Origin of the sequence: Shewanella gaetbuli (assembly GCF_023284065.1) — a bacterium.
GTDB classification, from domain to species: domain Bacteria; phylum Pseudomonadota; class Gammaproteobacteria; order Enterobacterales; family Shewanellaceae; genus Shewanella; species Shewanella gaetbuli.
The window spans coordinates 168628-182606 of the sequence record NZ_JAKIKP010000007.1; the positions used below are offsets into that span (position 1 = coordinate 168628).

11 protein-coding genes are annotated in these 13979 nt (G+C 37.5%); all 11 read right to left on the reverse strand.

Annotated features, from left to right (window positions below; translation table 11 throughout):
• Nucleotides 1–7: 7 nt before the first annotated feature.
• On the reverse strand, nucleotides 8–1348 hold the full coding sequence (locus L2672_RS11105) for an O-antigen ligase family protein (RefSeq protein ID WP_248995918.1): 1341 nt from the start codon (nucleotides 1346–1348) through the stop codon (nucleotides 8–10).
• A complete protein-coding gene (locus L2672_RS11110) occupies nucleotides 1348–2190 on the reverse strand; it encodes a hypothetical protein (protein ID WP_248995919.1) in 843 nt (280 codons plus the stop codon). The genes L2672_RS11105 and L2672_RS11110 overlap by 1 nt, the downstream gene beginning before the upstream one ends.
• A gap of 64 nt (nucleotides 2191–2254) precedes the next feature.
• Complete coding sequence (locus tag L2672_RS11115) at nucleotides 2255–2986, reverse strand: tyrosine-protein phosphatase (protein WP_248995920.1); 732 nt, start codon at nucleotides 2984–2986, stop codon at nucleotides 2255–2257.
• A gap of 8 nt (nucleotides 2987–2994) precedes the next feature.
• Nucleotides 2995–5235: a GumC family protein gene (locus tag L2672_RS11120; protein ID WP_248995921.1), complete on the reverse strand. Its 2241-nt coding sequence runs from the start codon at nucleotides 5233–5235 to the stop codon at nucleotides 2995–2997.
• The gene (locus L2672_RS11125) at nucleotides 5236–5778 is read right to left on the reverse strand and encodes a polysaccharide biosynthesis/export family protein (protein ID WP_248995922.1); all 543 of its coding nucleotides are present in this window, start codon (nucleotides 5776–5778) and stop codon (nucleotides 5236–5238) included.
• A gap of 12 nt (nucleotides 5779–5790) precedes the next feature.
• Nucleotides 5791–6990 carry an outer membrane beta-barrel protein gene (locus L2672_RS11130; RefSeq protein ID WP_248995923.1) on the reverse strand — a complete coding sequence of 400 codons (1200 nt, stop codon included), beginning with the start codon at nucleotides 6988–6990 and terminating at the stop codon, nucleotides 5791–5793.
• A 27-nt stretch (nucleotides 6991–7017) separates the two neighbouring features.
• The gene (locus L2672_RS11135) at nucleotides 7018–8412 is read right to left on the reverse strand and encodes an undecaprenyl-phosphate glucose phosphotransferase (protein WP_248995924.1); all 1395 of its coding nucleotides are present in this window, start codon (nucleotides 8410–8412) and stop codon (nucleotides 7018–7020) included.
• On the reverse strand, nucleotides 8405–9847 hold the full coding sequence (locus L2672_RS11140) for a phosphomannomutase (protein WP_248995925.1): 1443 nt from the start codon (nucleotides 9845–9847) through the stop codon (nucleotides 8405–8407). Before L2672_RS11140 ends, L2672_RS11135 begins: the two co-directional genes overlap by 8 nt.
• A complete protein-coding gene (locus L2672_RS11145) occupies nucleotides 9841–11271 on the reverse strand; it encodes a mannose-1-phosphate guanylyltransferase/mannose-6-phosphate isomerase (RefSeq protein WP_248995926.1) in 1431 nt (476 codons plus the stop codon). Before L2672_RS11145 ends, L2672_RS11140 begins: the two co-directional genes overlap by 7 nt.
• A 24-nt stretch (nucleotides 11272–11295) precedes the next feature.
• Nucleotides 11296–12549: a VpsF family polysaccharide biosynthesis protein gene (locus L2672_RS11150; protein WP_248995927.1), complete on the reverse strand. Its 1254-nt coding sequence runs from the start codon at nucleotides 12547–12549 to the stop codon at nucleotides 11296–11298.
• A gap of 8 nt (nucleotides 12550–12557) precedes the next feature.
• Complete coding sequence (locus L2672_RS11155; protein WP_248995928.1) at nucleotides 12558–13790, reverse strand: oligosaccharide flippase family protein; 1233 nt, start codon at nucleotides 13788–13790, stop codon at nucleotides 12558–12560.
• Nucleotides 13791–13979: the final 189 nt, after the last annotated feature.

Sequence of the window (13979 nt, forward strand, 5' to 3'; positions counted from 1 at the left end):
TAATCTATTAATTCGTTATCTTTGTTGTGGGTAAATAGCGAACCTGCCAACACAAAGTTAATATGGTAATGAATAATAAGGTATTGGCGGGTGCTTGTAGATTAAAGTCGACCGAAATATGAATAAGCATAAACAAAATAGCCATCGCACAACCATACGCTATGCCTTTGTAAAACTTATTATTCCGTAGGTACATTGTTCTGCAAGCTAACCACAGCGCATATATCAGCCAAAACCCCAGCAGCACGGTAATAATGACGCCATACTCTACTAAAAATTGTATATATTCATTATGAGCATGGTCATAAAACCCTGAGTAAAACTGAGGTTGGTAATTTTGGAATATGGCGTAAAAGCTGCCACCGCCAGTACCGGTTAATAAGTGTTCTTTGATGATGGGAATACTATCAATCACCACTTGGTCACGGGTTTCAGCGGCAAAGCTGGTATCTGCAATCCGTTGTTTTACCTTTTCAACACCAAATATTGAGCCAACAATAATTAAATCAAGAATAAAAATGCTGATAACTAATGGTTTTAAGTAGGTTGGCGGGCGGCGATAAATCACTAACGCCAATATTGACATCACTCCTAATGCGGTAAAAAAGCCTGCATTACCCATTCTTGAACGACTTAAAATAAGTCCAATCACCATAATGATGATCGATAATCTTAATATCAATTTTCGGCTAAATAAGGTTGATAATGCTGACACTAAAAGCTTAGAAATATCGAACTCAGACTTATGAGTTTTAAGCTCAGACACTAACCAACCAAAGGCGATACATAAACATAAGCCTAAATAGTTAGCAAAGTGATTTTGATATACAAAAGACCCACGGGCTCGGTCACCGTCGGCGTAACCAAATATTGGCGAAGCCTCTAACGCTAACAAATTTAAAATTGTACCGTATGATGCCTGTAAGCAACCTGAAATAATTATCGCCACCAGCAACCAACGTAAATGACGCTCAGATTGACAGTATTCACTTATCAACACCGCAAACACTAAATAGGCCACTGACTTTAATATTTGCTGGCTAGTTTGGTAACTGTCTACCGTTGCAATGGCTGGCACCCACTCAAGCATTTGCAAACACAAATAACCGATTAACAGCAAATATGGCAACACTATTTGTTTTTGCCAACGGTAAGTTACCAACAAACTGTTATAGCGATAACAATTCACCAAATGCAAAATGCCTAGGCTAAAAATCATTAGCTCTAATAATGACAACGCCCAAATTCGGTTACTTCCCAAAGGAATGGGTGCCCAAATTAAAATACTACACAGCAACACCACCACAATATGATTTAGCCTTTGTGAGCGTACAACATTATGACCCATTACGACGGCTCACTTACTGATGCATTTTCATCAGATACAGGTTGAGTATTACTCGATACGGTTACCGGAAAACCCTTACACAAATATTGATTTAACCAACCGACTGAACTTTCTGAAATGGGTTGTTTTTGAAATTTAATATATAAACACACGGTTTTTTCAAGTTGATATGTCGTTACTAAATCTTTAAAAGCAGATCGCATTTTCCAATCAGTCTGGGCGGCCAAAACAGAAGTTTTTAAAATATACTGTTTCTGATGACCATCTAACTGTTGCCAATTAGCCAAACCTATTGCCAGCGTTTGCCGAATCACGTCTGGAGAATAAGGCCCGTACTTGGCCGCTAATTGTAAATACGGCCATGCTTTAGCTAAGTCTTGCTGAATAAAGGCCAAGTTGTAGGCATAGTCACTGTAGGCATTGGGCCATACTGTGCGTAATGCAATTGCTTGTTGATATAGCTGATTAAACTTATCGTTATTGGCCACGGCAAAACCCGCATGAATGCCCCACTCCATCACTTTGGCTTGGGTTAACAAATAATGGGGGTTATTACCGTCAATACTCGCGGCATAGTCGCTGGCTAATAAAGCATTGGAATATTGTAATTCATCGATAGCTTTACCAGACTGCCATTGGTCAAGATAATAATTAGATTTGAAATGGTAAGCACTAGCGATACCTTTTTGAAATAAAAAAGGCAGTAAACAAAGCAAGCACACAATAAAGCCTGCATAAACAAAGCGTCTAAAGGTGAGCTTGCTAAGTTTAAGCTTACTGGGTTTAAGCTTATTAGCTGAGGTTTGACGTACTGTAGAAGTTGTCGATTTATGGTGGGACAATGTCACAATTCCATGTGGATGAATGTTAAAAACTAATGTTGAATAACTCAGATATTCAATCTAATCATATAGCTGCTTCAAAAAGCGCATCTGAAATCCTTTTAGGCGTTGAATACAACAGCTTTTCAGCATACTCGCTATTAACTCGTTGCTCAGTTATATCAAACGCCTGCTGTAATTTTGGCGGTCTGCGCTTAATAGAATGGCAGTCAGAAGCAATAATTGAATACAACTGCTGCGATATCCATTGCTGACTTAACGCCAAAGGTTTTTCACCCATGTCACCCAGTAACGATGCGGCGGTTAATTGAAACAAACAGCCTTGTTTTACAAAAGGGTTAATCCTATCTGGATGAGCTTGTAATTCCCTATTACGCTCAGGATGAGCAATCATACAAATAATGTCTTGCTGTTTAAGCCAGTTAATCAATTTATCGGTACCGGGCAAAATGTGACTGCTAGGTAACTCTAGTAACAACACATTTTTATTATCGTATTGGCCAATAAAAGGCAGTTTACCTTGTTCAGCTAACATCATAATTTCAGGGCAAATGCGCACTTCAGCAGCAGCCCGAATATCTACTTTATTATCTGCAGGTAAATTAGCCTGTAATAATTGATAAGCCGCAGTTATTTTAGCTAAATCGTTATCAAAAATACCTAGGTGAATATGCGGGGTAGCCACCATTCTGGTTACCCCTTGTTGTTGCGCTAATTCAATTAACGTTAGGGCTTCATCTATCGATTTAGCCCCATCGTCAATATTAGGCAAAATATGACAATGCAAATCAATCATAGGTGTTATTAGGCACTCTTTTTATGGTCAACTGCATTAGGGTTAATTGTTGTGACATCTTTAATCGTGTAATCGCTTCCGTAAGCTTGATAATAACTATATTGATCATCGTTATATCTAGCATCTTTGGCACAAAACTGATTTAAAATCACCCCTAACACTTTACCACGAGCCTGATTCAATTTAGCTAAGGTAAGCCTTACAGCCTCGTTACGGCTATGGGCGGTTTTTACTACCACAACACAAGCATCACAATGCGCAGAAATCACTAATGCATCACTTACCGCATGTACTGGCGGGGTATCTATAATAATTTTACTATAGGTCTTTTTAAGTTCGGTCAATAACTCTGCAAATTTACCAGAAGATAATAACTCTTGTGGATTCAACGGAATCGCCCCCGCAGGCATCACATCTACGTTGTTTTTAACCTCACTCACAATACAGTTTTCTAATGCGTCTGTACCGGCAAGTACGTTTGCTAAACCGGGTTGATAATTAGGTAGTCCAAAACGCATACCTAAGCTTGATTTACGCAAGTCGCCATCAATAATTAACACTTTTTCCATGGCGGCATAGGCAAATGCTAAGTTCATCGAAGTGGTAGTTTTACCTTCATTAGGAATTGAAGACGTTACCTCAATAGTTTGCAGTTGCTCTCCCATTGCCATAAGTGAAATAGAGGTTCTAATGGTTCTTACAGACTCGGCATGTATGGGGTTGTCTTTGTCAAAAAAGGCAAAGTTAATATCGTCAAAAGTAGCTTTTTTATGCGCTTTAGGAATAAAGCCTAATGCACGTTGCGATAATTGTTTTTCAACATCATCTGAAGTTTTAACCGTGTCGTTAAGGGCATCTAAAATTAATACCACAACCACGCCCAAGCCTAAGCTAGCAATAAAGGCCAATATAACAATCACTTTCTTTTTAGGTTTAACGGGTTTTAACGGCACAACGGCGCGGTCAGTAAAACGCGCTACAGGAGAGTCAAAATCCCCCGTTACTTCTGTTTCTTTTTGGCGGGCTAAAAAGCTTTCAAATAATTGCTGATTGGTATCAACCTCACGCAGTAAGCGGCGGTAATCAGTATCAATGGTGCTTAAGTTTTGGAAAGACCCTTTAGACTGATTAAATTGTTGCTGCAAATTGGCCAGTTTACGTGCTGCGGTTTGTGCTTCTTCTTCAATACCTTGAATCAGTTTAGCTATTTGTGAAGATAAGTTTTTCTGTACCGATTGCAATTCAGCATTAGCGGCAATCATTTTAGGGTGTTTAGGGCCATAAATTTGTTGAAGCTCAGACACTTTACGCTCAACTAAAATCACTTCACGTTTTACGTTTTGAATTGAAGGATGCGCCGTTACTTCTGGCAAGCTTTCTAATCGGCTTACATCAGATGTGCCGTACTTTTGCACCACCTCAATAAAACTATCGGCCTGTGCTTTACGTGAACGAGCTAATGCAATTTCGTCAGTTAATCGCTCTAACTCTTTTGCATCTAAAGCGGTAACCCCTTCAACATCTACCAAGCCATTGTTTACTTTAAACTGTTCAAGCCTGTCTTCTGACTCATCCAACTTTAAGCGTAACTCTTCTAAACGACCACCTAACCACACATTGGCTTTTTGGTTAATACCTAATTTGGCTTCTAATTGGCTTAAAATGTAAGTATCACCAATGGCATTTGACACCAATGCGGCTAATTCAGGGTCAGAGCTTTCATAGCTAATATTAACCAACTGGGTTTTTCTAACCGGAGATACATTAATGCCTTTAGCAAAACCATCAATCAGGTTCTGTTTAATAATGGCACTATTATCATTAGGCGAGTCAACCATTTCAGTAGGGATAAAGTTTAAAGAAGACTTTATTTGGCTTAGTAAGCTAGGAGGCTGATTAAATGCAGGGTGATTAATTAAATCTAATTCATTAAACACTCGCTCAGCAATTGAGCGTGACTTAATAATTTCAAACTGAGTTAAATAGTATTCTTGCTGGCCAGAGTTAATACCATAAACTTCATCAATACCAATAGCTTTAGCTTGTTCTGACTCGATTAACAAAGTGGAGTTGGCGCTGTAGATTGGCGTCATGCTTAACACAACAAATACCACTAAGGCCGTGACTAATAAAGCAAAGGTTAAAATTCGCCATTTGAATTTAAGCACCGGCTGAACAAGCTTCTTGAAATCAATTAATTGCTCTAACTGAACCGCTTTATCATTATTAATATTATTATTTGCAATCATTTAGAAGAATCTCTGCTCAATCGTAATGGTGTCGCCAGCACTAATTTTGCTGTTAATGGTGCCTTGTTCGGTGGTGATTTTAGTGCCTTCACGAGAAATAAGTATTTTTTCTTGTGAGGCTCTTTCCGTTAAACCACCCGCTAAGGCAATGGCCTGATTAACCGTCATCCCCGGCTGATACGGGTAGCCCCCAGGCTTTTTAACCTCACCATGAATATAAAACGGACGATACTCTACCATACCCACATATACGCTAGGCTCGACAAAGTAGTCACCTTTAAGTCCGTCATAAATCAGTTTTTCAACTTGCTTAATGGTTAGGCCGTTTAAGGTCAACGAACCTAAAAACGGATAATTAATGGTGCCACTATTGGTTACTTGGGTTTCTAAAGTGAGTTCTTCCTCACCATAAACTTGAATAATAATTGTGTCACCCGCACCCAGGCGGTAACTGTCATTTATTACCACGGCTTCATCTGCTTTTGCAGTAAAGCAACACAGTAAAACAATAAAACTACAACAATATGAAAAATACTTGATCATTATTTACCCGAACTACAGTGTCATTTCAGCAGTTAAAAAATATACATTACGGTCGTATTCATAACGTTGCTCGGTAGATGAGTTATCAGAAATATCGACCCCCGCTTTTAAAGTCACCCAACGTAAAATTGAAAAATTAACCGATGCGGTATACATGTTGCTGATATCTTCACGTTCTATCCCCGTATAATCATCAACGCTACGGTTATAAGCTAAAGTCGTCCCAATTAACTCACTCCAGTCATGGTCCCATTTAAAACCATAAGTGGTTGCACGAACATAATCACCAAAAGCATTAGGGTCTTTACTGCTGCTACCAGTTGAAAAATCAAACTGACTGTAAGTTAAAGGTGTCCAGGTAATTTTGGCATCCCACGCAATACCCGAAAAATCTTCACGGTCAGCATTATCAAATGACTTTTTCTGATAACCCACTTTAACCGAGCCTTCGGTAGTAGCAGTAGCCTCCCACTCCACACCTAATCGCAGGTCTTGGGTATTACTATCACGGTCACCAAATGGGTCTTCAACATCATAAGCGGTAGTCGTGTTTTGGTAGTCTAATAAAAGGCTGGTTGAGGCGCGGGTATCGTAATAAAACGTGGCACCAAAAATGGCATCGTCATAATTACGATATTGAGTTACGTCTTCAAAGTTTGTGTATTCTTTAGATAAATACTTGGCATTTACACGTACTCTGGCTGGTGTTGTGCGGGCGCCATATTCGTAATAACCACCGGCATGGTACATATCAAATTGGTTTGGCTCGTCTTGTAATCCACCAATACCTTCAAATATACCGGTACCTCTATCTTCATGGCCATAAATGTACGCAGCATCAACATTTAAACGGTTTGATTGATTAAACTCAACCTCTGCAGCACCACGTAGTAATCCATCTAAATAGTTATCGTCAGTACTGTCAAAATAGTTACCGTATTCAAGACCCGCTTCAATGGTATAGGTATTATTGCCATCTAACATTTGTGCTTGAATGGCTGGGGTTACCGCTAAAATCCAACTTTCTTGTTGGTCAGTATTGGTGCTGGCAATGTTGTCGTCATACTTTAAACTGGCATTAACGCCAGGGGTTAAATCAAAACCTGATTCGGTTTTAATGACACCCGCTTTTTCATCTGCTGCACTTACTTGATAACTTAATGCCATCAGTACCGATGCGGTGACATAATTTAACTTAGTAGATAATTTCATAATTAACTCTATCCCTGTAGTTCCATATTAATAGACATTTTTACCAACAAACCCTTTAAATACCGTCATAATGACAATTTTAACATCCCACCAGATTGACCAATTACGTATGTAAGCCAAATCAAATTCGATGCGTTTTTCCATTTTATCTAATGTTTCAGTTTCGCCGCGCCAGCCATTAATTTGTGCCCAGCCAGTAATGCCCGGTAACACTTTGTGGCGTAACATGTAATAAGTGATTAAGCTGCGGTATTCCTCATTATGCGAAACTGCATGAGGCCTTGGGCCAACAACAGACATATCGCCCATTAGCACATTAAAAAACTGCGGTAACTCATCAAGAGAAGTGCGACGTAAAAAACCACCCACATTAGTAATTCTGCTATCATTTTTTCTAGCTTGGGTCACTTTGCCGCCGTTTTCGGTTACGGTCATTGACCTAAACTTCCACACCTTTATTTTTCGGCCATCAAGGCCGTATCTGTCTTGTTTAAAAATAACTGGGCCAGGAGAATTCAGTTTAATGGCAGCTGCTATTACCAGTAATAAAGGTGACAAACCCACAATGGCTAAAAAGCTAAACACAATATCAAAGCTGCGTTTATAAAAACGCTTCATACCGTTTACTGGAGACTCAAACACACTAATAGTATCAACCTCCCCTACACTACCAATGCGTGCTTGCATTAAGTTTTTAAGTAAAAAGTCAGGGGTAATTAATACATCAACCGTGGTATTACCCAGCTGTTCAATAATGTCGGCAATACGTTTTTCTGCCACCATAGGCAAACAAACATACAGTTTTTGAATTTTCCCAAACTGAGCAATACCAACAGCATCGTTAACACTACCTTTAATTAAGCTAGTTTCTGAACCGCCTAATCTTTTAGGCTCACGATCATCATAAAAACCAACAAAATTAAAACCGAGCTCTTGATGTTTTTCAATCTCACGATATAAATGAATACCAGACTGAGTTAGGCCAACAATAGCAACATTTTGCATACCATAGCCTTTAGCCCGTCTGATGCGTTTTGTTTCTCTGATAATTAATCTTGAGGTAATTAATGACACTGTAGATAAAGAAAACCAGCCAATTAATACCACTCGTGAGTACGTTTCAGCATATTTCATTAAAAACATAATAAGAATCATGATTAAAAATGCACTTGCCAGCGAAAACAACACCAAACGGCACATATGTGAAAACTTACCCAACCGCCAAGAACGGTAAACCCCTACCGACTCACTTAAATAACTAAATAAAAATAAATAAGTTACTAACAATAAAAAATAGTCACGGTTAAAAGGAACGTTATAGACATTCAACATAATAAAAAATGATAAAATTACTAAAGCTGAATCTAATAATCGTTGGATAAAATTACTTTGATTGTAATTAAAGTTGGATGGTTTATGCATTGTTCAACTCCATCATATCTAATGACGATAATTGGGTTAATACAAATTCATTTAACTCAATGGCTTTTTGCTTTGAATCACTCTCGATATAACACCTAAACTCTGGTGCATTACCAGAAGGCCTTAAATGTATTATGGTGTTATTTGCTAATGTACAACGTAAACCATCAACAGTATTAATATTGACTAAACTGTCAGCTTCTAACTTAAGCTTTTGTAATAACTTTTTAGGTTGGCTATTACCAAAGCTGATAATTTTTCGGCTTTTATCATTAGCAAACTCAGTTAGTCGATTACTGTGGGTATGCCTGCTGGGTAAAGCTTGGAGTAAATCAACTACTGAAGAGTTTCTGGCATTAAACAACACCATTAATACCGGTAATACCGCATCACGTGTAGGCAACGCAGCTAATTTTTTACCATTGACCTCAATATCACTGCCCAGTAAAAATCCGCCGTTAGCCTCAAACCCTGCAAATGAAGAATACACATCATTTAACGTTGAAAAGCCTTCAATAACATAAGGCGATCCAATTTTGGTTCTAAACACAAAATCGAAATAATTAGATAACTCAATGGCTGAATTACAACTGACAGGCACTGACAACGCACTTATGTTTAATGCTTTAGCAGCTAGTAGCCCTAAAATATCTCCACAAAGCCAGTGGCCTTTTTCATCAGCTAGCATTGGTCGATCACCATCACCATCTGTAGAGAACAAGGCATCTAATTGGTACTTGTGAGTCCAGTCAATCGCCCTTTGGCAATCTTCGTCAGACACGGCTTCAGTATCAATAGGCACAAAGGTATCACTGCGGCCAATTAAAATAACGTCTGCACCTAATTGCTCAAAAATAGTCGGGTAAATATCACGCCCAGCACTAGAATGCTGGTAAATACCAATCCGCTTACCCTTAAGCCAGCTAGTATCAAATAAGCTAACATAACGGGCAATATAAGCCTCTTCAGCAGATGAGTCTGTTGGTAATGCTGCCAGATGCGTTAATGAAGAAAAACTGAACTGACCATTAATAATTGACTGTTCATCTTGCTTAGTAATTTCACCATCGGGGCGATAAAATTTAAGCCCATTTCGATCAAATGGAATGTGGCTTCCAGTAACCATAATAGAAGGAATGTTAAGTTCCATCGCCTGAAAAGCTAATGCTGGGGTAGGTATTACCCCATAATAAACCACTTGCGTACCCATTTGCTCAGCGGCTGTGGCACACGCCTTTGCCATTGCTTCACTACTTGGGCGATTATCAATGGCAATAGCAATAGTGGTGAATTCAAAGCTTAAACGCATGGTTTCGATGAAAGAAACCGTAAATGCAGCGCATACATCTTGGGTGAAATCAGTTACTAAGCCTCTGGCACCACTGGTTCCAAAGGTGATACCGCTGTTGGCTATAACATCATGGGTATTTAACATGATGCAGACTCCAAATCAACGCGCCCATAACGGTCTTCAAAACGGACAATATCGTCTTCGCCCAAGTATGAGCCTGACTGCACTTCAATTAATTCAAGTGGAACGATACCAGGGTTTTCAAGTGCATGAACAACACCCACAGGTATATAAGTGGATTGATTCTCAGTTAATAAAATGTCTTTATCACCATTGGTGACTTTTGCGGTACCTGATACCACAATCCAATGTTCGGCGCGGTGATGATGCATTTGAACAGACAATTTAGCACCAGGTTTAACCGTAATACGCTTAACCTGAAAACGGCCACCATTATCAATAGAATCATACTTACCCCAAGGGCGGTATACTTCTCGATGATGCTGCCATTCGCTTCTTTGCTGGCTTTTTAATTGCTCAACCACATTCTTAACTTGTTGAACCTCTGACTGTTTGGCCACTAAAATGGCATCTTTGGTTTCAACGACAACAACGTCATCTAAACCGATAGTGGCGACCAATTTTTCAGACGCTTTTACATAGGAATTTTGCGTATTAATACCAATGACATCGCCATTAAATACGTTACCATCTGCGTCTTTATCTTGAATTTCCCATAATGCTGACCAGCTACCAACATCACTCCAGCCACAGTCCATAGGAACCACAACCGCATGTTGGGTATTTTCCATAACGGCATAGTCAATTGATTCATCCGGGCACGTTTCAAACACGGTTTGATTAATTCTAATAAAATCTAAATCGTGAGTAGTATCAGCTAATGATGCTTCACAAGCGGTATAAATAAGTGGACGGTATTGTTTCAACTCTTTTAAATAAGCACTGGCTTTAAACAGAAACATGCCGCTATTCCAGTAGTAATTACCCGTTGCAAGATAATTTTCTGCGGTAGCTAAATCAGGCTTTTCAACAAATTGATTTACTTCAAACCCTAAATTATCAGCAAGCGATGCACCGCGTTGTATATAGCCGTAACCGGTTTCCGGTTGTGTTGGAACAATACCAAAAGTCACTAACTGGTTTTGCTGTGCCAATGGAATTGCTTGGTTTACTGCATGACAAAAAGCAGGCTCGTCTTTAATAACATGGTCTGCAGCTAGCACTAACATTAATGGGTCTTCACCATTGCGAATAGCCAACATTGCAGCTAGCGCAATAGCAGGAGCAGTGTTGCGCCCTACCGGTTCTAAAATAATGCCGCTATTGTCAATATTGTTTAATCGAAACTGCTCAGCAACAGAAAAACGGTGTTCCTCATTACAAATAACTACCGGCGGTTTATGTTGAAGCCCAGCTAATCTATTAGCTGTTGTTTGCAACATTGAATTTTCGCCAAATAAAGTTAAAAACTGTTTAGGAAATTGCTGGCGAGATAAAGGCCATAAACGTGAGCCTGAGCCACCAGCCATTATTATTGGTAAAATCATTTTTAAAACCTCGATAAAGTGTAATTAAGCTCTGACAAAACTTTCATTCTTTACATTTAAGATAAAAATTGAAATTAAAACAAATTGAGATAGCATTAAAGTTTTAGAAGACAAACCTGTTCCAGAAAAAGAAATTAACAAGAAAGCAAAGGAACTAAAAAAAGTATGAGGCCCAATGTAAATATACAACACTTTTACAACACAATATAAAACAAAGATAAAAATCAAAGTAACTAATAATCCAGACTGCAAAATCGAAGCAACCCAAGATAATTCAACCCCATATTTTGTGCCATATAATAACTGCCTAAAGTATAAGTCAGAGTTTAAATCACCGAATAAAAGCTCTTTCAAAGGTGTATCAAATAAAATATACAAAGCAGTCAATCTACTTTCGGCACTTCCATTATCATCAGTAACTCGTAGAATCAATAAATCGAAAAGACCAAGATTGAATAAAAACAATATTAGAAAAGGAAACATTGCAATAAAAACCATTCCTAAAATTATTTTAACCCTAAAAACCTCAGCCCCAGAAATAAAATAGTAAAACCAAATAAAAAATAAAACTAACAACACAAAAATAGAAATTAAAATCGAAAATCTACCACCAAATGCAGGCAAGGATAAAAGGGACAAGGATAAACAAACCTTCTCTGATATGGATAATTTGAAATGGAGATTTTTTGAAAATAAGCCTACAACTACAACAGCAGACACAAATGATGCAATTAATGGATGGCCATAAAGTGAAGAAGATCGCTCAAACCCCCATTCTGAAACATCAACAAAAGCTCCCTGTTCTAAGTCATAATAATTCTTAGGAACTATTCCTGAACCTATTACGTATTCAAACAAGCCAATAAAAGCATTAAAAGTAATTAGGTTCAGCAATATTTTATTAATATAAACCTGCTGCTCAGATGTAAGACTGAAAAACATCATCAAAATTAAAAGAGGCGTAAACCAAGTTATTAGAGTAGTTGCCATTGGCTGTTTTAAAAGAAAAACCTGATAAAAAAAGCAAAGAAACAACAACAAAAATAAAAAATGAAAATTATAACGAATTAACAAGGTGGATAATAACAGAGGGCCACCTCTATAGAGAAATAAAGATAGTACAGAAAAAAATAAAATATAAAAAGAAGGGTGAAGTTTATAAAGCGAATAACCTCCTTCCAAAAGAAAGTTATAACCAAACAAAGACAACACATCCGAGGATAAAACAAAAAATGAAAGTGTTGCGGTGAAAAATAAGAAAAAAGTTATTCTAGGCATATTTAAACTTAATAACCCCTAGACTTTATAGCTAACAAAAAAGCACTTCTATTTAATAATAACATTGAAAAAACATAAACAAAAGCACCAGAAACAATATTGAGAAAAAGATTTACAAGAATAGAAAAGTTAGTAACGCCATATTGAGAAATAAATCCGCCCATCAACACCACAGAAGCTAATGTTTTTAACATAAAAAACCACGGAACCACAAAACCTGTATTTAAAATCAAATAAAACATTAGAGCGATTATTAATACTAAAGAAGCTAAACTCATGGACATTGCAGCTCCAACAACTCCATACATGTTTATCAATACAAAGGAGAAAAGAATAACCAACAAAGCAAGTGCTCCATCAATATAAATTAAAAAATAGGTTTTTTTTGCCAAAATAAAATAATGATTAAGATAGTTATATATTATTGCAAATAAGCCTCCACTTAATATTGACCAAGGTAGTACCACTAAAGTATCTTGAACAAAATCTTCGGAAATAAATAACATGACTAAGTCTTCTTGAACTAAAAACATCCCTACTAATGATGGTAAAAGAACGCAAAATAATAAACAAAAATTATCTGAAAGTTGCCTAACACCAGCGTTGAGACCACTTTCATTTGTAACCCTTATAGCTAAAGGTAAAGCAGCTGATGTAACAATCATTGAGGCCATACTTGCAGCTCGTTGCCCAAGTCCAAAACCAACAGCGAAAAAACCTACAGCACTTAGCCCCATAATACCTTCCAAAATATACCTTGAAGAATTTAACCCTAACCAAGAAAGCAAACCAGCTAGAACCAAAGGTAACCCATATTTGAAACCGTCTTTTATTATTGCAAAGTTAATTCTTAGCTTCCTAATATTTCTCCTTTTTAAATAAGTAATATACGAAAGTCCAATTAACTCAGCAAAACCAAAGCCAACAAGGGGGTAAATGGCATTATCATCAAAAATATACAATAATACAAAACCTATTATCAAGCCGAGAACTGGACCCACAAGGGAGAGGAAGTTATATGTAAAGGTATCATTCTCAACAGAAGCAACAGTAACAAGATGTTGATTAATGTTCCTGAATACTATGAAAGATACTGATATAACCAACAACCAGAAATCATATGAATCAAAAACCATAAGAATTACAATCATTGAAAGCATAACTTGGATGATCACTGAAATATAAATCACATACAAGGAAGTATCTTTAAAGTTATCCACCTCAATACTTTTATCTGTCATAAACCGTAATGAATAATGCGTCCACCAAGATAGTAATATTGTACGAATTAACTCTTGCAATGTTGTTATCAGAGTAATTGTGCCAATCGAACTAGAACTACAATAGTATGTCCATATAATAATTGAAAGAAATTGAGACAAAGGACTCAATATCTGCGACGGCATATATAACAACGTACGTTTAAGTAA

Coding starts and splice junctions, on each gene's coding strand:
- L2672_RS11120 (WP_248995921.1), bottom strand. CDS start 5,235: ATGATTGCAAATAATAATATTAATAATGATAAAGCGGTTCAGTTAGAG.
- L2672_RS11115 (WP_248995920.1), bottom strand. CDS start 2,986: ATGATTGATTTGCATTGTCATATTTTGCCTAATATTGACGATGGGGCT.
- L2672_RS11130 (WP_248995923.1), bottom strand. CDS start 6,990: ATGAAATTATCTACTAAGTTAAATTATGTCACCGCATCGGTACTGATG.
- L2672_RS11140 (WP_248995925.1), bottom strand. CDS start 9,847: ATGTTAAATACCCATGATGTTATAGCCAACAGCGGTATCACCTTTGGA.
- L2672_RS11125 (WP_248995922.1), bottom strand. CDS start 5,778: ATGATCAAGTATTTTTCATATTGTTGTAGTTTTATTGTTTTACTGTGT.
- L2672_RS11155 (WP_248995928.1), bottom strand. CDS start 13,790: ATGACAGATAAAAGTATTGAGGTGGATAACTTTAAAGATACTTCCTTG.
- L2672_RS11105 (WP_248995918.1), bottom strand. CDS start 1,348: ATGGGTCATAATGTTGTACGCTCACAAAGGCTAAATCATATTGTGGTG.
- L2672_RS11150 (WP_248995927.1), bottom strand. CDS start 12,549: ATGCCTAGAATAACTTTTTTCTTATTTTTCACCGCAACACTTTCATTT.
- L2672_RS11145 (WP_248995926.1), bottom strand. CDS start 11,271: ATGATTTTACCAATAATAATGGCTGGTGGCTCAGGCTCACGTTTATGG.
- L2672_RS11135 (WP_248995924.1), bottom strand. CDS start 8,412: ATGCATAAACCATCCAACTTTAATTACAATCAAAGTAATTTTATCCAA.